We start from the raw sequence: 18,727 nt of genomic DNA on the forward strand, positions 1-18,727 counted from the left end.
CCACCTCGGCCGGGGAACGCGGCGCACGGGATGATGGGGGCAAGTGGAGCCAGATCGTCCGGATCCACTCATCCGACAGGAGTCAGACCAGCAATGACCACCAAGGCCAAGCCCACCGACGACAGCTTCCACGTCTTCGACACCACGCTGCGCGACGGTTCACAGCGTGAAGGCATCAACCTGACGGTCGCCGACAAACTGACCATCGCCCGGCACCTGGACGAGTTCGGCGTCGGCTTCATCGAGGGCGGCTGGCCCGGCGCCAACCCCCGCGACACCGAGTTCTTCGCCCGCGCCCGCCAGGAGATCGAGTTCAAGAACGCCGAGCTGGTCGCCTTCGGCGCGACCCGCAGGGCGGGCGGCTCGGCGGCGACGGACCCCCAGGTCAAGGCGCTGCTGGAGTCCGGCGCCCCGGTGATCACGCTGGTCGCCAAGTCCCACGACCGCCACGTGGAGCTCGCCCTGCGCACCACGCTGGAGGAGAACCTGGAGATGGTCCGCGACACCGTCGCCCACCTCCGCGAGCAGGGCCGTCGGGTCTTCGTGGACTGCGAGCACTTCTTCGACGGGTACCGCGCCAACCCCGAGTACGCCAAGGCCGTCGTCAAGGCCGCCGCCGAGGCCGGCGCCGACGTGGTCATCCTCTGCGACACCAACGGCGGGATGCTCCCCGCCCAGATCCAGGCCGTCGTCTCCACGGTCCTCGCCGACACCGGCGCCCGGCTCGGCATCCACGCCCAGGACGACACGGGCTGCGCCGTCGCCAACACCCTCGCCGCCGTCGACGCGGGCGCCACGCACGTCCAGTGCACCGCCAACGGCTACGGCGAGCGCGTGGGCAACGCCAACCTCTTCCCGGTCGTCGCCGCGCTGGAGCTCAAGTACGGCAAGCGGGTCCTCCCGGACGGCGCCCTCGCCGACATGACCCGCGTCTCGCACGCCATCGCCGAGGTGGTCAACCTGACCCCCTCCACGCACCAGCCGTACGTCGGTGTCTCGGCCTTCGCGCACAAGGCCGGGCTGCACGCCTCCGCGATCAAGGTGGACCCGGACCTCTACCAGCACATCGACCCCGCCCTCGTCGGCAACACCATGCGGATGCTGGTCTCCGACATGGCCGGGCGGGCCTCCATCGAGCTGAAGAGCGACGAGCTCGGCATCGACCTCGGGGGCGACCGGGAGCTGGTCGCCCGGGTCGTCGCCCGGGTCAAGGAGCGCGAGCTCAAGGGCTACACGTACGAGGCCGCCGACGCCTCCTTCGAACTGCTGCTGCGCGCCGAGGCCGAGGGCCGGGTGCGGCGCTACTTCCGCATCGAGTCCTGGCGGGCCATCGTGGAGGACCGCCCCGACGGCACCCACGCCAACGAGGCGACCGTGAAGCTGTGGGCCAAGGGCGAGCGGATCGTCGCCACGGCCGAGGGGAACGGACCGGTGAACGCCCTGGACCGGGCGCTGCGCGTGGCTCTGGAGCGGATCTACCCGCAGCTCGCCAAGCTGGAGCTCACGGACTACAAGGTCCGCATCCTGGAGGGCCGTACCGGCACAGACTCGACCACCCGTGTCCTGATCACCACCGGTGACGGGACCGCCGAGTGGTCGACCGTCGGGGTCGCCGAGAACATCATCTCCGCGTCCTGGCAGGCGCTGGAGGACGCGTACACCTACGGGCTGCTGCGCGCCGGCCTCGAACCGACCGACTGACCGCACGGGGCCGTCTCCCGCACACGCCCGCCCCCGTCCGCCCGCCTCAACCGGCAGGGCGGACGGGGGCGTTCGCGTGTACGGCCCCGTACGGGGACTGAGTGAACGGGATTCACGTGCTCGCGTCAAGAGGTCTTTGCGTTCAGGAGTTGAACGTAAGGACCGTGTTCTTCTCGTTATCAGATGGGTACGGACCAATCTCGACGTGAAGTATTGACGGCGGTGTTTCTGCGGGGTTAACTCACGCCACCAACGCCGGTACCGGTTCCGGAACCGGTTGCGGTACCGGTTCCATCGCCGGCCGTTGCGGCCGTTCTCTCTGTCCCGTTGTGTCCTGGAGGCCCCGATGCGCGTCACCATCGCTGATGTCGCCCGCGAGGCCGGCGTCAGCAAGACGACCGTGTCCCGGGTCATCAACACCAAGGGCGAGGTGGACGGTTCGACGGCCGCGCGCGTTCGCGAAGTGATCGCGCAGCTCGGTTACGTGCCCAGCTCGGGCGCCGTCGGTCTGGCCCGCGGCAGCAGCCGTACGGTCGGCATGCTGGTGCCCTCGCTGACCTGGCCCTGGATGGGCGAACTGCTCCAGGGCGTGGTCGACACCGTCGAGGCGGCCGACTACGGGCTGCTGCTGTTCACCTGCAATCGCGGGGCCGAGTCCGTCGAGCGCTTCACCAGCCAGGTGTCGGCGCGGGCCTTCGACGGCCTGGTGGTGGTGGAACCCGAGAACACCCTGGACCACCTCACGGAACTGCACCGCGACGGCCTGCCGATCGTGCTCATCGACGATCGCGGCCACCACCCCGAATTCCCCTCCGTCGTGACCACCAACCACGAAGGAGGCGCGTCGGCCGCCCGTCATCTGCGGGACGCCGGTCGCACCAGGCCCGTCGTGATCACCGGCCCCGCGCACTTCGGCTGCGTACGGGACCGGCTGGCCGGGTTCGTCTCGGTCCTCCCCACGGAACACGTGGTCCTCGGGGACTTCACCGAACTGTCCGGCCGGCTGGCCGTGGAGGAACTCCTCGCCTCGGGCACGGAGTTCGACTCGGTCTTCGCCCACAACGACATCACCGCGGCAGGCGTGCTGCGGGCGTTGCGCGCCGCGGGGAAGACCGTGCCCGGGGACATCGCGGTCGTCGGCTTCGACGACATCCCGATGTCCGAGCACACCGAACCGCCCCTGACCACCGTGCGCCAGCCCACCCGGCAGATGGGTGAGATGGCCGCTCGGATGCTCCTCTCCCACCTGGGCGGCACGCTCGCACCGGACACCCCGGTCGTGCTCCCCACCGAATTGGTCGTGCGCCACTCGGCGCCCTAGCGGACAAGGGCACCCCCAGGCCCACACCGCACCCACACCGCACCCGCACCACCCGCACAGCCGTACCAAGGCGCGCCCAGCGCTGCCCGTTTCCGGATCCCAAGACCCGCCAGTCCCTCCTGGAGTCGTTATGTCCGCACGCCGTCACACGCTGAGAGCCGCCGCGCTCGCCACCGCAGTGGTCGCACTCGCCGCAGGCTGTTCCTCGGCCAACTCGAACCACAACAAGAACGGCGGCAGCGCCGCTTCGGGCGTCCTGAACATCGGCAAGCCGGACGGGCCGCAGACGAACAACAGCAACCCGTTCCTCAACACCTCGGCCGGCGCCACCCTCGGCTACCGCTGGATGATCTACGAGCCGCTGGCGATGGTCCGCCAGATCAAGCCCGCCGAAAAGCCCGACCCGTGGCTGGCGACCGACTGGAAGTGGGACCTCAACTTCCAGAAGGTCACCCTCACCATCGACGAGCGCGCGAAGTGGGCCGACGGCAAGCCGCTGACCGCCGACGACGTGGCGTACACCTTCAACCTGCTGAAGAAGCACCCGGCGCTCAACGCCGACGGCATCCAGTGGGGCGGTGTCGAGGTCAAGGACAAGAAGGTCATCCTGACCTTCAACAGCTCGCAGTACGTCAACCAGAACAAGATCCTCCAGCAGTACATCGTGCCGAAGCACATCTGGGAGAAGGTCAAGAACCCGGAGACCTGGCCGAACCGGACCCCCGTCGGCTCCGGCCCGTACAAGCTGAAGACCTTCACGCCGCAGACCACCACCCTGACCGCGACGCCCACCTACTGGAAGGGCTCGACCAAGGTCAAGGAGCTGCGGTACAGCACCTACAACGACAACAACGCGGCGACCACCGCGCTGGCCAGCGGCAAGCTGGAGTGGTCGTTCGTCTTCATGCCCGACTTCAAGAAGCTGTTCATCGACAAGGACCCGAAGAACCACAAGCTGTGGTTCCCCTCGGGCCTCGGCATCCACGGCCTGTGGATCAACACCGCGCGCAAGCCGTTCGACAACGCGGCGCTCCGCAAGGCCATGGCGATGGTCGTCGACCGCAACGCCATCTACACCCAGGCCGAGGCGACCCTGTACCCGGAGATCACCAACCCCACCGGCATCCCGCTGCCCGCCGGTGAGTCCTTCATCTCCGACACGTACAAGAAGGCCACCACCAAGCCGGACGTCGCGGGCGCCCAGCAGGTCCTGGAGAAGGCCGGCTTCACGCTCAGCGGCGGCGTCCTCAAGGACCCCGACGGCAAGCCGGTGAAGCTCACCCTCACCGACCCGGCCGGCTGGAACGACTACATCACCGGCCTGTCGATCATCAAGGACAACTTCAAGAAGATCGGCATCGACGCCAAGGTCAAGACGCAGACCGCCGACTCCTGGAACGCGGACGTCGCCAACGGCAACTTCGACGCCACCCTGCACTGGACCAACAGCGGCGCCACCCCGTACGACATGTACCAGAACATCATGGACGGCGCCCTGCTCCAGCCCATCGGCAAGCCCTCGCAGTCCGGCAACTTCGGCCGCTTCAAGAGCACCGAGGCGACCGAGGCGCTGAAGGACTTCGCCCAGGCCACCACGGACACCGCCCGCAAGCAGGCGATGGACACCCTCCAGAACATCATGGTCGAGCAGGCGCCGATGATCCCGACCGCGGCGGCACCCGTCGGGGCGGAGTACTCCACGAAGAACTGGGTGGGCTGGCCCACCGAGGACAACCCGTACGCGGACCCGCAGCACACCCAGCGCACCTCGCTGGAAGTCGTGCTGAATCTCAAGCCCGCCAAGTAGTACAGCAGGGATCAGGTACCGGCCATGTCTGAACAGCCAGAGAACAACCACATCGTGCTCGAAGCACGCGGAGTCACCAAGCACTTCGCCGTGCGGCGCAACGCCCGCGACCTCCTCGCGCGCACACGCCGTACCGTCCACGCCGTGGACGACGCCTCGCTGCAACTGCGGCGCGGCACCGTCACGGCACTGGTGGGGGAGTCGGGCTCCGGGAAGTCCACCGTCGCCAGACTGCTCGCGCAGCTGTATCCGCTCACCTCGGGCGAGATCCACCTGAACGGGCAGCCGGTGAAGGCCGGACGTGGCCGGTCCTTCCGCAGTTACGTACGCCGGGTCCAGCTCATCTTCCAGGACCCGTTCGCCTCGCTGAACCCCGTGCACACCGTGCGCTACCACCTGACCCGGTCGCTGAAGATCCACGGCCGGGCGGGCAACGGCGAGGCGGAACTGGAACAGAACCTGACCGCTCTGCTGAACCGCGTCCAGCTGACTCCTCCTCATCAGTACCTGGACAAGTTCCCGCACGAGCTGTCGGGCGGTCAGCGCCAGCGCGTGGCCATCGCCCGCGCGCTCGGCGCCGACCCCCAGGTCCTCCTGGCCGACGAGCCGGTCTCGATGCTGGACGTGTCCATCCGGCTCGGGGTGCTCAACCTGCTCAAGGACCTCAAGGACCGGCTGCACCTCGCGATCCTCTACATCACCCACGACATCGCGTCCGCCCGCTACTTCGCGGACACCACCCTGGTGATGTACGCGGGCCGCATCGTCGAGGGCGGTGACAGCGAGACCGTCACCCAGCGCCCCGCACACCCCTACACCCAGCTGCTCATCGCCTCCGCGCCGCACCCCGACCGGCAGGCCGCCGAGGACGAGCCGGAGGACCAGGGCACGGGTGAGCCCCCGTCGCTCATCGCCCCGCCCGCCGGCTGCCGCTTCCACCCCCGCTGCCCCAAGGCGATGGAGCGCTGCCGCACCGAGCTGCCGCCCCGGTTCGACCTGGCCGACGGCCAGTGGGCCGCCTGCTGGCTCTACGACGGCACCGGCACCGCCCGCACCGACGACCACGAGAAGGAGGCTGCGAAGTGAAGTTCCTGCTCCAACGGCTCGCCTTCTACCTGGTCACGGCCTGGGCCGCCATCACGATCAACTTCCTCATCCCGCGCCTGATGCCCGGCGACCCCGTCCAGGCGCTCATCGCCCGCTTCCAGGGCCAGCTGGACACCAGCGCCATCGACTCGCTGAAGGCCCTCTTCGGCCTCGACAAGAAGCAGTCGATCTGGGAGCAGTACACCGACTACTGGGCGCACCTCTTCCACGGCGACCTCGGCCTGTCGTTCACCTTCTTCCCGACCCCGGTCAGCGAGGTCATCGCGCAGTCGCTGCCCTGGACGCTGGCGCTCGTCGGGATCACCACGCTGATCAGCTTCCTGCTCGGCACCGGCATCGGGGTCTTCACGGGCTGGCGGCGCGGTTCCTGGATGGACAACCTGCTCCCCGTCACCACCTTCATCTCGTCCATCCCGTACTTCTGGCTCGGGCTCATCGCGATCTCGCTGTTCGCCGTGAAGTGGCCGCTCTTCCCGGCCGACGGCGGCTACGACAACTCGCTGGTGCCCGCCTTCGACTGGCCGTTCATCTCCAGCGCGCTCTACCACGGGGTGCTGCCCGGCTTCACGATCGTCCTCAGCGCGATCGCCGGCTGGATCCTCGGCATGCGGAACATGATGGTGACGGTGTCCAGCGAGGACTACGTCATGGTCGCCCAGGCCAAGGGCCTCTCCGAGCGCCGGGTGATGTTCGGTTACGCCGCACGCAACGCGATCCTGCCCAACATCTCCGGGTTCGCCCTCTCGCTCGGCTTCATCGTCGGCGGCACGCTCCTGGTGGAGATGGTCTTCTCCTACCCGGGCATCGGCTACCAGCTCTTCCAGGGCGTGGGCGCCAAGGACTACCCCCTCATGCAGGGCATCTTCCTCATCATCACGCTCTCCGTCCTGGCGGCGAACCTCCTCGCCGACATCCTTTACATGCTCCTCGACCCCCGTACCCGAAGGGAGGCGTAGGAGATGGCCGTCACCGCCACCGAGGTCGCCGTACTCGATGCCGCCGAAACCCCGGCAGCGAGCAAGCGCAAGTTCCGGTTCCTGCGCGGCCGGAAGACCGCCATCGGCCTGGGCATCCTGCTCTTCTTCGTGCTGATCGCGATCATCGGCCCGTGGATCGCCCCGTACGACCCCAGCGCGATGAGCCAGGACCTGCTGGAGGCCCCCTCCGGGTCGCACTGGTTCGGCACCACGCAGACCGGTCAGGACGTGCTCTCGCAGATCCTGGTCGGCACCCGGGGCGTGCTCGTCGTCGGCTTCGTCGCGGGCATCCTCGCCACCGCCCTGTCCGTGCTGATCGGCGTCACCGCCGGCTTCCTCGGCGGACTGGCCGACGAGGCGCTGTCGCTGCTGTCCAACGTCTTCCTGGTCATCCCCGGACTGCCGCTGATCATCATCATCGCCAGCTTCGTCACGGACGCCGGCGACCTGCTCATCGCCTTCGTCATCGCCCTCACCTCCTGGGCCTGGGGCGCCCGCGTCCTGCGCGCCCAGACCCTGTCGCTGCGCCGCCGCGACTATGTGGAGGCGGCCCGCGCCACGGGCGAGCCGACCTGGCGGATCATCCTCTTCGAGGTGATGCCGAACCTCACCGCCGTCATCGCCTCCGGCTTCGTCGGCACGGTCATCTTCGCGATCCTCTCCGAGATCACCCTCGCCTTCATCGGCGTCGCCGACATCTCGAACTGGAACTGGGGGACCGTCCTGTTCTGGGCGCAGTCCAGCCAGGCACTGGCCCAGGGCGCCTGGTGGTGGTTCGTCCCGGCCGGGCTCTGCATCGCCCTGCTCGGCATGTCCCTCGCCCTCATCAACTTCGGCATCGACGAATTCGTCAACCCGCGCCTGCGCACCGAGACCGGCGGCTCCAAGAAGGTCAAGATGCGCGTCGGCTTCACCCCGGTGGCCCGCCCCGGCAGCACCACCCCGCGCCACAAGGAGACCCGCTCATGAGCGAGCCCGTCCTCACCATCAGCGGCCTCAACGTGGACTACGGGACCGGCGCCGACGCCGTGCACGCCCTGCGCGACATCGACCTCACCCTGCACCGCGGCGAGGTCCTCGGCCTCGCCGGCGAGTCCGGCTCCGGCAAGTCCACCCTGGCCTACGCGGTCACCCGGCTCCTCTCCCCGCCCGGCGTCATCACCGGCGGCGAGGTCCACTACCACGGGCGCGACGGCCAGGCCATGGACCTGCTCGCCATGTCGGCGGCGGAGCTGCGCGCCTTCCGCTGGCAGGAGCTGTCCATCGTCTTCCAGGGCGCGATGAACTCGCTGAACCCCGTCTACACGGTCCACGCCCAGCTCACCGACGTACTCCAGGCGCACCGCCCGGAGATGAAGAAGGCCGACCGCACCGCCCGGGCCCGCGAGCTCCTCAGCCTCGTCGGGATCTCCCCGGACCGGCTCGGCGCCTACCCGCACCAGCTGTCCGGCGGCATGCGCCAGCGCGTGATGATCGCGATGGCGCTCGCCCTGGAACCCGAGGTCGTGATCATGGACGAGCCGACGACCGCGCTCGACGTGGTCATGCAGCGGCAGATCCTGCGCCAGCTGGTCCGGCTCCGCGAGGAGCTCGGCTTCTCGGTCGTCTTCATCACCCATGACATCTCGCTGCTGATCGAGTTCTCCGACCGGATCGCGATCATGTACGGCGGCCGGATCGTGGAGGAGGCGGGCGCCACCGAGATCTACCGCGACCCGCACCACCCGTACAGCGCCGGGCTGCTGCACTCCTTCCCCGCGCTGCACGGGCCCCGCCGCGAACTCAGCGGCATCCCCGGATCGCCCCCGCACCTCTCGTCGATGCCCTCCGGCTGCGCCTTCCACCCCCGCTGCGCCAAGAAGGTCGAGGGCTGCGACACCCACGTCCCGGTGCTCGCGGCGCCCGGGACGGACGGCTCCCGCTCGGTGGCCTGCTGGCTCCACCACGAGGCCCCGGCCACCGCCGCCCGCGTCTAGCCCCCGCCGGCCGCCCCGAGCAACGCACACCACAGGAGAACCATGAACCTCGTCACCCCCCAGGCATACGCCCGCGAGATCGCCGCCCAGGCCGTACCCGGTCTGCCCGCCGGCTTCCGCTGGGGCGTCGCCACAGCCGCGTACCAGATCGAGGGCGCGGCGGCCGAGGACGGCCGGACGCCGTCCATCTGGGACACGTACTGCCGGGTGCCGGGCATGGTCGTCCGCGGTGAGAACGGCGACGTGGCGTGCGACCACTACCACCGGATGCCGGAGGACGTGCAGCTCATCGCGGACCTCGGCGTCGACACGTACCGCTTCTCGCTGGCCTGGCCGCGCATCCAGCCGGGCGGGCGGGGCCCGGCCAACGCCAAGGGCCTCGACTTCTACAAGCGCCTGCTGGACGAGCTGGAGGCCAAGGGCGTCACCCCCTGGGTCACCCTCTACCACTGGGACCTGCCGCAGGAGCTGGAGGACGCGGGCGGCTGGCCGGCCCGTGACACCGCGTACCGCTTCGCCGAGTACGCCGCGCTGGCCTACGACGCGTTCGGCGACCGGGTCACGCACTGGACCACGCTCAACGAGCCCTGGTGTTCCGCGATGCTCGGGTACGCCTACGGCGGCCAGGCGCCGGGCCGGCAGAACTTCGGCGACGGCATCCACGCCGTGCACCACCTGCTCCTCGGCCACGGTCTCGCCTCGCGGTACCTGCGCGAGCAGGCCGCCGCCCGGGGCAACGACCTCGAACTAGGCATCACCCTCAACCTGGGCACCGCCACCCCGGAGACCGACAGCCACGAGGACGCCGAGGCGTGCCGCCGCGCCGACGGCCTGGGCACCCGGCTCTACCTGGACCCGCTGGTCAAGGGCGCCTACCCCGAGGACATCGTCGCCGACCTCGCCGCCCAGGACATCGAACTGCCCGTCCAGGACGGCGACCTGGCCGCGATCTCGACGCCGCTGGACGTGCTCGGGGTCAACTTCTACCGGGGTTCGCTGTTCTCCGGCGTCACGGAGGACGGCGCGACCACGGACGCGGAGGGGCTGCCCGTCACCCGGCAGGTGGAGCGCGACCTGCCGCGCACCGCCATGGACTGGGAGATCACCCCCACCGACCTCACCGACCTGCTCGTCCGTCTGGAGAAGGACTACGGCCTCCCGACGGTCATCACGGAGAACGGCGCCGCGTTCGACGACACCGTCTCCGAGGACGGCTCGATCCACGACGCCGACCGCACCACCTATCTCGCCGATCACATCGCCGCCGTCGCCGCCGCCCGCGCCCAGGGCGCGGACGTGCGGGGCTACTTCGCCTGGTCGCTGATGGACAACTTCGAGTGGTCCTACGGCTACGACAAGCGGTTCGGCATCGTCCGCGTCGACTACGACACGCAGGTGCGGACGCTCAAGGACAGCGCCAAGTGGTACCGCGACACCATCCGGCTCACCCGCGACGCGTCATAGCCCCACTGCCGCGGGTGGCTCACCCTCACCGATACGAACGGGACACCCCACCATGCCCTCTCGTACGACCTTGGCAGCCACCACCGCCGCTCTGATCGCCCTCGCCGCCCCCATGGCCTTCGCCGCCCCGGCCCCCAAGCCGGCGGCGGCGCAGGCCGCGACCTGGGACACCGACCGGGCCGCCGCCGCGTACACGGCGAACCCGGGCGCCGTCACCGCCTCCGGCAGCGAGAACGCCGCCTCCGGGCCCGGGGCGGCGGCCGACGGCAACGGCACCACCCGCTGGTCCAGCAACTTCGCCGACGACGCCTGGATCCGGGTCGACCTCGGCTCCGTCATCCGCGTCAGCAGCGTCACCCTGGACTGGGAGGCCGCCTACGGCAAGAAGTACGTCCTGGAAGTGTCGAAGAACGGCACGGACTGGACCCCCTTCTACACCGAGGACGACGGCACCGGCGGCAGCGTCACCGCGCACACCTACCCGCAGGAGGTCACCGGCCGCTACGTCCGGATGCGCGGCATCCAGCGCGCCACCTCCTGGGGCTACTCGCTGTACTCCTTCAAGGTGTACGGAGGAGAGCCCGCCCCGGCCTCCACCACCCGCGGCAACCTCGCCCTCAACCACCCCGCGTACGGCGACTTCTACCAGCACGCGGGCAACTCCCCGGCCTTCGTCACGGACGGGGGATGGCCCGCCGACCTGAAGGCCGACCAGTCCCGCTGGTCCAGCGACTGGAACGCCAACCGCTGGGTGGGCGTCGACCTCGGCGCCACCTCCACCATCGACGCCGTGGACCTGTACTGGGAGGCGGCCTACGCCGTCGACTACCGCATCCAGGTCTCCGACGACAACCGCACCTGGCGCACCGTCTACCAGCCGTCCGCCTCCGAGGTCGCCGCCCGCCGCGCCGACGTCAAGTCGCCCGGCGACGCCGTCGGACGGCACGACACCGTCAAGCTGCCCTCCCCGGCGACCGGCCGCTACGTCCGGATGCTGGGCGTCGAGCGCCGCTCCTTCTACAACCCCGCACCCGCCACCGCCCAATTCGGCTACTCGCTCTACGAGTTCCAGGTGTGGGGCACCGGCGGCAGCGCCAACGCCGCCTATCCGGCCCTCCCCAAGAACCCGGGCGGCGCCTACACCACCACCTTCTTCGACGACTTCACCGGCTCAGGACTCGACCGCGACAAGTGGCGGGTCGTGCGCACCGGCACGGAGATGGGCCCGGTCAACGGGGAGTCCCAGGCGTACGTCGACTCGGCGGACAACATCCGCACCGAGAACGGCTCCCTGGTCCTCCAGTCGAAGTACTGCAAGGGCTGCACCCAGACCCCCGCGGGCACCTTCGACTTCACCTCCGGCCGTATCGACACCAACACCAAGTTCGACTTCACCTATGGCAAGGTCAGCGCCCGCATGAAGCTGCCGGTCGGCGACGGCTTCTGGCCGGCCTTCTGGATGCTCGGCAGCGACGTCGACAACCCGGACGTCTCCTGGCCCGGTTCGGGCGAGACCGACATCATGGAGAACATCGGCTACGGCGACTGGACCAGCTCCGCCCTGCACGGCCCCGGCTACTCGGCCGACGGCAACATCGGCAAGCAGCAGACGTACGCGAACGGCGGCCGCGCCGACCAGTGGCACACCTACGGCGTCGAGTGGACGCCCGAGGGCATGACGTTCACCGTCGACGACCGCGTCGTGCAGACGACCTCCCGCTCCAAGCTGGAGTCCACGCGCGGAAAGTGGGTCTTCGACAAGAACCAGTACGTGATCCTCAACCTGGCGCTCGGCGGCGCGTACCCCGCCGGGTGGAACAAGGTCACCAGCCCGTACTGGGGACTTCCGCAGTCCAGCGTCGACCGCGTCGCGCAGGGCGGCGTCAAGGCGGAGATCGACTGGGTGCGGGTGGAGCAGAAGAAGTAGCGCCCCCGGACCCCCGAGCCACCCCCCACGCACCACCCGCACGGCACCACCACCCCCCCACAGGCACGTCACCTTCCGGTACCACCCGCGCCCCGCGCGCGGCCCGGCACCCCGCCGGGCCGCGCGCGGGCACCGTACGAAGGAGCCGCACAGATGCCACCCCGCACCCGCCGCCGGGCGAGACCCGCGACCGCCGTGCTGGCCGCCGCCACCGTGGTGGCCGGCCTGCTCGCCGGCGCCGTCCCGTCCACGGCGGCACCGGCCGCCGACGAACCGGCGCCGGTCGCCGTCGACCGCTTCGAGGGCGAGGTGCCCTTCGCCAACCAGCCGGCCGAGGGCATCTTCACCTGGGGCGGCGACGCCGACGACCCGCCCACCCTGGCGCTGAAGGACCGGGCCGACGCCCCCGAGGGCGCCAAGGTCCTCGAAGGCACCTACGACATCAGCGGCTACGGCGGCTTCAGCCACGACTACGCCGCCGACGCGCAGCCGCACGACTGGTCCGCCCACAAGGGCATCCGCTTCTGGTGGTACGGCCAGAACACCGCGCCCCTGCCGCCCGGTTCGGGCAAGCGGATCAACTTCGAGATCAAGGACGGCGGCGCCAACGGCGAGGCGTCCGAGCTCTGGACCACCTCGTTCACCGACGACTGGGAGGGCTGGCACCTCGTCGAGATCCCGTTCGCCGACTTCGCCTACCGGGGCGACTACCAGCCCGTCGGCGGCATCGACCAGGTCCTCGGCCTCAACGAGATGTGGGGGTACGCCCTCACCCTGCCGACCGGCGCCCCCGGCAAGTTCGCCCTCGACGGCATCGAGCTGTACGGCAAGGCCGACGCGGCCCTGAAGGCGAGTGTCGTCACCGACGCGGCGGTGGTCCCGGTGAAGCAGGGCGCCTCCGCGTCCCTCGGCTTCACGCTCACCACGACCGGGTCCGTCCCGCTGGAGGAGCCCGTCACCGTCGCGTACGGGACGAAGGGCGGCACGGCGAAGCCCGGCACCGACTTCACGCCGGTCAGCGGCACGTACACCTTCCCGGCGGGCACCGCCTCCGGCACCACCCACCAGGTGAAGGTCGCGACGAAGAAGGTCTCCGGCGCCGCCACCGCCAAGACCGTCCCGCTGGAACTGACCGTCACCGGTGCCCGGCCGCCGAAGGAGAACCCGCAGGCCGTCATCGACGCCCACGGGCTCCCGTACCAGAACGCGAAGCTGCCGGTGAAGCAGCGCGTCGCCGACCTGCTCGCCCGGATGTCGCCCGCCGAGAAGGCCGGCCAGATGACCCAGGCCGAGCGCAACGCGCTCTCCTCGCAGGGCGACATCGCCACGTACGACCTCGGCTCGCTGCTCTCCGGCGGCGGCTCGGTCCCCTCGCCCAACACCCCCGAGGCGTGGGCCAAGATGATCGACGGCTACCAGCTGCGCGCCCAGGCCACCCGATTCCAGATCCCGCTGATCTACGGCGTGGACGCGGTGCACGGCCACAACAACCTGGTCGGCTCGACCGTCATGCCGCACAACGTCGGCCTCGGCGCCACGCGCGACCCGAAGCTGGCCGAGAAGACCGGCGCCGTCACCGCGAGCGAGGTCCGCGCGACCGGCGTCCCGTGGGACTTCGCGCCCTGCCTCTGCGTCTCGCGCGACGAGCGCTGGGGCCGTTCCTACGAGTCGTACGGTGAGGACCCGGCCCTCGTGAAGTCCCTGGAGACCGTGATCCAGGGCATGCAGGGCGCCGCGTCCGGCAAGGACCTGGACCGCAACGACAAGGTGCTGGCCACCGCCAAGCACTACGTCGGCGACGGCGGCACGGAGTACGGCTCGTCCACCACCGGTTCGTACCCGATCGACCAGGGCGTCACCAAGGTCACCCGGCAAGAGCTGGAGGCCGTCCACCTCGCGCCCTTCGAGGACGCGGTGAAGCGGGGCGTCGGCACGGTCATGCCGTCCTACTCCTCGCTCGACATCATCGGGGACGACCAGGGCCCGGTGAAGATGCACGGCGACGCCGAGATGATCAACGGTGTCCTCAAGGACCGCATGGGCTTCGAGGGCTTCGTCATCAGCGACTACAAGGCCATCGACCAGCTCCCCGGCGACTACGCGAGCGATGTGCGCACGTCGATCAACGCCGGGCTCGACATGATCATGGTCCCGACCGAGTACAAGGACTTCACGAAGACGCTCCAGGACGAGGTCACCGCGGGCCGCGTCCCGCAGTCCCGGATCGATGACGCGGTCTCCCGCATCCTGACCCAGAAGTTCAAGCTGGGCCTCTTCGAGCAGCCGTACGCGGACACCGCCAACCTGAAGAAGATCGGCTCCGCCGAGCACCGGGCCGTCGCCCGCGAGGCCGCCGCGAAGTCGCAGGTCCTGCTGAAGAACGACGGCGACGTGCTGCCGCTGAAGTCCTCGCAGAAGGTGTACGTCGCCGGCTCCAACGCCGACGACATCGGCAACCAGGCCGGCGGCTGGACCGTCAGCTGGCAGGGCTCCTCCGGCGCCATCACCCCGGGCACCACGATCCTGTCCGCCATGAAGAAGGACGCCGCGTCCGTCACGTACTCCAAGGACGCGTCCGCCGACACGGCCGGCTACGACGTCGGTGTGGTCGTCGTCGGTGAGACCCCGTACGCGGAGGGCGTCGGCGACGTCGGCAACGGGCACGACCTGAAGCTGTCCGACGCCGACCGGGCCGCGGTCGACAAGGTCTGCGCCGCGATGAAGTGCGCCGTCCTGATCGTCTCGGGCCGCCCCCAGCTCATCGGAGACCAGCTCGGCGACATCGACGCGCTGGTCGCGTCCTGGCTGCCGGGCTCCGAGGGCGACGGCGTCGCCGACGTCCTCTTCGGCAAGCGGGCCTTCACCGGGCAGCTCCCGGTGACCTGGCCCAAGTCCGAGGCGCAGCTCCCGATCAACGTGGGCGACGCGTCGTACGACCCGCAGTTCCCGTACGGCTGGGGCCTCACCACGCTGAAGAAGCCCCCGGCCGGCGGCGAGGTCACGCTCGCCCTGCTCGGCCTGGCCGCCCAGGTCGCCGAGAAGACCGGCCTCGGCAGGACCGAGGCCGGCCGGGAGATCGTCGGCCAGGCCCGGCTGCTGGTCCAGCAGAAGACCGGCGGCAAGCTGACCGAGAAGGTGTCCAAGCCGTTCGCGGACGCCGACCACCTGCTGCTCACCGGTGATCTGACCGGTGCGGTGGCGAAGCTCAGGACGGCCTACCGGGCCGCCTGAGGACGCGGAACGGGCGGGCGGCACCAGGAGGCCGCCCGCCCGTTTCGTACGTCCCGGCCCATTTCGCACGCGTGTGCGTTAGCTTGGGAGTATGCGGAACAGGCCGTTTTGCACTCTTACGGCCCCGGCGGCGCTCCTGGCGGGGCTCCTGGCCCTGCTGTCCGCCCTCGCCCTCTTCCTGGCCCCGGCAGCGGCCCCGGCGGTCCCGACCGCACCCGCCGCCACCAGCGCCTCCACCGTGAACGACGTCGCCCAGGCCCTGCGCAAGGGGCCCGTCTACGTCGACCCGGCCGCCTCCGACCAGCTCTCCCGGAGCCAGGCCGCCGCGCTGAGCAAGAAGATCGAGGACGCGGACAAACCGGTGTTCGTGGCCGTCCTGCCGAACACCGCGGCCTTCCCCGAGGACACCGTCCTGCGCACCCTGCGCGCCGAGACCGGCATCACCGGCGTGTACGCGATCCGCCTCGGCGACGGCTTCAGCGCCGGCGCCGACCCCCAGGTCATGTCCCGGAACGCCGTCATCAACCTCACCGCCGCCGTGAAGACCCCCGGCGCGGACACCGACGCGGCGACCCAGCTCAACGCCTTCGTGGACCGCGCCGTCGAACAGGCCCGGGGCAGCGCCCCCGCCTCCTGGAGCGGCGGCGAGCACTCCGCGTCCACCGGCAGTTCGGCCGCCGTCGGCCTGGCCGTCGTCGGTGCCGTGGTCGTCCTCGGCGGGGCCGCCGCGTACACGGTCGTACGCCGCAACCGCAGGCGCAAGGAGGAAGAGGAGCGGGTCGCGCTCGACAAGCTGCGGGTGGTCGTGGACGAGGACATCACGGCGTACGGGGAGGCCCTGGAACGGCTCGACTTCCACCCGGCGGAGCCCGGCGCCGACGACGCGATGCGCGGCGACTACGAACGCGCCCTCGACTCCTACGAGAGCGCCAAGTCCCGTATGGCGGGCGCGAAACACCCCTCGGACGTGCGCGGGGTGACCCAGGCCCTGGAGGACGGGCGCCACTCGCTCGCGGTGCTCGACGCCCGCCGCTCCGGCCGCGAGCTCCCGGCCCGCCGCCCGCCCTGCTTCTTCGACCCGCGCCACGGCCCCTCGGTCGCGGACGTCCACTGGGCCCCTGCGGGCGGCAGCGCCCGGGAGGTCCCGGTGTGCGCGGCGGACGAGACGCGGCTGAACGCGGGCGAGGACCCGATGAGCCGGACGGTCGAGGTGGGCGACGGCACCCGGCGTCCGTACTGGGAGGCGGGCCCGGCCTACGGACCCTGGGCGGGCGGCTACTTCGGCGGCGGCCTGCTGCCGGGCCTCCTGATGGGCACGATGCTCGGCTCGATGCTGGCCACCCCGGCGTACGCGGCGGACTACGGGGGCGGCGACTACGGCGGCGGTGACATGGGCGGTGACTTCTCCGGCGGTGACTTCTCCGGCACGGACTTCGACTCGTCCGGCTTCGGAGGCGGCGACGGGGGCGGCTTCGACGGAGGCGGGTTCGGCGGCGGCGGCGACTTCGGCGGAGGCTTCTGACGGCATGACGAAGGGGGTACGGGGCCCACAGCCCCGTACCCCCTTCGTGCACCGTCCTCAGCGACCCCCGTGGGCCCGCTCGAACGTGGCGAATGCCGCCTCCTGGCGCCACTCCGTCGCCGCCTTCGGGCTGCCCGCGAGATACCGCGCACAGCGCGCGCCCGGGCGGCCGTCACCGGGGCGGTCGGACCGGCAGGCCGCCACCACGCGGTAGGCGGACGGGGCGGTGCCGGCGGCCCACAGGCTGCGGCCGTCGCGGAAGGCGTACTCCAGCGAGGCGCGGGCCAGGTCCTTCAGCTCGGTGTACGAGAGGCGGTAGGTCTTCGCCGCGTACTGGTACTCGTGGCTGATGTCGATCCGGGAGACGCCCGGGTCGTCCGTGGAGAGCACGATCGGCACGCCGTAGCGGCGGTACGCGTTGAAGGGGTGCTCGTCGCCCGCGATGCCGAGGATCTGCTTGTTGCTGGAGAACGGCACCTCGACGGCCACGTGGCGCCGGGCCATGGTCCGGGCCAGCGCGCGCCAGTCGTCCTCGTGGACCAGGTCGACGCCGTGGCCGATGCGCTCGGCGCCGGCGACCCGCACCGCCTCGTTGATGTGGAAGGTCAGGTCCTCCGGCTTGACCAGGCCCGGGGCCAGCTCACCGGCGTGCAGGGTGAGGTGGGCGCCCGGGTACTGCCCGCGCAGGTACTTCAGCATCCGCATCTGAAGGCTGTAGTTCTCCAGCGAGCTGTCCCAGTCCTCCGGCTGGACGAGGTTGACCGCGACGAACCTCGGGTCGCGCTCGGCCAGCCGCATGCCGACGGCCATCTGCGTGAAGACGCGGACCGGGGAACTGCCCCGGGAGACCTGGGAGATCCACCGGACGGGCAGCTTGCAGGCGGGCGCCGGGCGCGGGGTGTCGCAGTGGGCGGCCTCGCGGAACTGCGCGTCGCTGTCGTCGGCCTCCTGGACCGCCTCGTCGATGACCTTGTCCAGCTTGCCGCCCGCCAGGAGCTTGCGGTGCAGCGCGGCGAGATCGGCGTCGTAACCCACCGCGTCGGCCAGGGACTTGGCGCTGTCCGAGGCCGGGCTGACCATCGTCTCCAGGTAGAACTGGTTCCGCTTCACCACGGTGTTCGCGACATTGGCGAGCATCTTGCCCCGGGTGTACCAGGTGGCCATGCCGAACTTGCCGAAGGTGTCGAAGAAGTGGTCGTGCCCGGACTCGTCGGCCGGGAAGTCCTGCATCGACCAGGCCCGGATGATCTGCTGCCGGAACGCGGCGTCGGTGCGCGCGTCGGAGGCCGGCCGGGCGCCCGGGGCGCACGGCGAGGCCACCGCGGTCATCGTCGCGTCGATGCAGAGCCCCTGCTCGATCGCGAGCTGGAGCAGATACTCCGTGGTCACCGCTCCGGACAGGTGGTTGTGCAGGTCACCGCCCTTGGGCAGCTCCTTGAAGAAGGCCCGCAGCCGCGCGGGCCGCTCCCGCAGCGCGTCCAGGTAGGCCGCGGTACGGCGTTCGGCGGGCGTCACCGGGCGCGGCGCGGCGTACGCGGCGGTGCGTACGGCGCTGTCGCGCGCGGGTGCGGCGGCGGTCGCGGGGATCGCCGGGATCAGGCTCAGCAGGGCGAGAACGCCGCCGAACCCGGCCAGCACAGGGGACTTGGGACGGCGGACCGTCCGGTTGGTAGAGATCACCGAGGCATGATCGC

The 18,727-nt window shown here is 70.5% G+C and carries 12 protein-coding genes; 11 read left to right on the forward strand and 1 reads right to left on the reverse strand.

Annotated elements, in window-relative coordinates; all coding sequences use genetic code 11:
* The first annotated feature begins 93 nt into the window (after positions 1–93).
* From cimA to ACIQZN_RS04010, 11 genes are all read left to right on the forward strand, one after another.
* Complete coding sequence (gene cimA / locus ACIQZN_RS03960; protein ID WP_403988088.1) at positions 94–1,701, forward strand: citramalate synthase; 1,608 nt, start codon at positions 94–96, stop codon at positions 1,699–1,701.
* A gap of 346 nt (positions 1,702–2,047) precedes the next feature.
* Entirely contained in the window at positions 2,048–3,022 is a 975-nt protein-coding gene (locus ACIQZN_RS03965; protein ID WP_403988091.1) for a LacI family DNA-binding transcriptional regulator, read from the forward strand.
* A 130-nt stretch (positions 3,023–3,152) separates the two neighbouring features.
* Positions 3,153–4,829, forward strand: coding sequence for an ABC transporter substrate-binding protein (locus ACIQZN_RS03970; RefSeq protein WP_403988094.1), 1,677 nt, complete (start codon positions 3,153–3,155; stop codon positions 4,827–4,829).
* 24 nt (positions 4,830–4,853) lie between these two features.
* Positions 4,854–5,915 carry an ABC transporter ATP-binding protein gene (locus tag ACIQZN_RS03975; RefSeq protein WP_403988097.1) on the forward strand — a complete coding sequence of 354 codons (1,062 nt, stop codon included), beginning with the start codon at positions 4,854–4,856 and terminating at the stop codon, positions 5,913–5,915.
* Positions 5,912–6,892, forward strand: coding sequence for an ABC transporter permease (locus ACIQZN_RS03980; RefSeq protein WP_403988100.1), 981 nt, complete (start codon positions 5,912–5,914; stop codon positions 6,890–6,892). The genes ACIQZN_RS03975 and ACIQZN_RS03980 overlap by 4 nt, the downstream gene beginning before the upstream one ends.
* A gap of 3 nt (positions 6,893–6,895) precedes the next feature.
* Complete coding sequence (locus ACIQZN_RS03985; RefSeq protein ID WP_403988103.1) at positions 6,896–7,882, forward strand: ABC transporter permease; 987 nt, start codon at positions 6,896–6,898, stop codon at positions 7,880–7,882.
* Positions 7,879–8,889 carry an ABC transporter ATP-binding protein gene (locus ACIQZN_RS03990; RefSeq protein ID WP_403988106.1) on the forward strand — a complete coding sequence of 337 codons (1,011 nt, stop codon included), beginning with the start codon at positions 7,879–7,881 and terminating at the stop codon, positions 8,887–8,889. Before ACIQZN_RS03985 ends, ACIQZN_RS03990 begins: the two co-directional genes overlap by 4 nt.
* A gap of 42 nt (positions 8,890–8,931) precedes the next feature.
* On the forward strand, positions 8,932–10,353 hold the full coding sequence (locus ACIQZN_RS03995) for a GH1 family beta-glucosidase (protein ID WP_403988109.1): 1,422 nt from the start codon (positions 8,932–8,934) through the stop codon (positions 10,351–10,353).
* Positions 10,354–10,405: 52 nt separating this feature from the next.
* The gene (locus ACIQZN_RS04000; protein ID WP_403988113.1) at positions 10,406–12,280 is read left to right on the forward strand and encodes a discoidin domain-containing protein; all 1,875 of its coding nucleotides are present in this window, start codon (positions 10,406–10,408) and stop codon (positions 12,278–12,280) included.
* Between the two features lie 153 nt (positions 12,281–12,433).
* Positions 12,434–15,511, forward strand: coding sequence for a glycoside hydrolase family 3 N-terminal domain-containing protein (locus tag ACIQZN_RS04005; RefSeq protein ID WP_403988116.1), 3,078 nt, complete (start codon positions 12,434–12,436; stop codon positions 15,509–15,511).
* A gap of 91 nt (positions 15,512–15,602) precedes the next feature.
* A complete protein-coding gene (locus ACIQZN_RS04010) occupies positions 15,603–17,033 on the forward strand; it encodes a hypothetical protein (RefSeq protein ID WP_403988119.1) in 1,431 nt (476 codons plus the stop codon).
* 57 nt (positions 17,034–17,090) lie between these two features.
* Here the strand turns inward: ACIQZN_RS04010 and ACIQZN_RS04015 are convergent, their stop codons facing one another.
* A complete protein-coding gene (locus ACIQZN_RS04015; protein WP_403988122.1) occupies positions 17,091–18,713 on the reverse strand; it encodes an adenosine deaminase in 1,623 nt (540 codons plus the stop codon).
* Between the last annotated feature and the right edge of the window lie 14 nt (positions 18,714–18,727).

Source organism: Streptomyces sp. NPDC097595 (genome assembly GCF_044761525.1).
GTDB lineage: Bacteria > Actinomycetota > Actinomycetes > Streptomycetales > Streptomycetaceae > Streptomyces > Streptomyces drozdowiczii_A.

Bases quoted from the DNA above. Each gene is read 5' to 3' on its own strand.
- ACIQZN_RS04005 (WP_403988116.1), top strand. From the start codon at position 12,434: ATGCCACCCCGCACCCGCCGCCGGGCGAGACCCGCGACCGCCGTGCTG.
- ACIQZN_RS04010 (WP_403988119.1), top strand. From the start codon at position 15,603: ATGCGGAACAGGCCGTTTTGCACTCTTACGGCCCCGGCGGCGCTCCTG.
- ACIQZN_RS03995 (WP_403988109.1), top strand. From the start codon at position 8,932: ATGAACCTCGTCACCCCCCAGGCATACGCCCGCGAGATCGCCGCCCAG.
- ACIQZN_RS03990 (WP_403988106.1), top strand. From the start codon at position 7,879: ATGAGCGAGCCCGTCCTCACCATCAGCGGCCTCAACGTGGACTACGGG.
- ACIQZN_RS04000 (WP_403988113.1), top strand. From the start codon at position 10,406: ATGCCCTCTCGTACGACCTTGGCAGCCACCACCGCCGCTCTGATCGCC.
- ACIQZN_RS03975 (WP_403988097.1), top strand. From the start codon at position 4,854: ATGTCTGAACAGCCAGAGAACAACCACATCGTGCTCGAAGCACGCGGA.
- ACIQZN_RS03970 (WP_403988094.1), top strand. From the start codon at position 3,153: ATGTCCGCACGCCGTCACACGCTGAGAGCCGCCGCGCTCGCCACCGCA.
- cimA (WP_403988088.1), top strand. From the start codon at position 94: ATGACCACCAAGGCCAAGCCCACCGACGACAGCTTCCACGTCTTCGAC.
- ACIQZN_RS03985 (WP_403988103.1), top strand. From the start codon at position 6,896: ATGGCCGTCACCGCCACCGAGGTCGCCGTACTCGATGCCGCCGAAACC.
- ACIQZN_RS03965 (WP_403988091.1), top strand. From the start codon at position 2,048: ATGCGCGTCACCATCGCTGATGTCGCCCGCGAGGCCGGCGTCAGCAAG.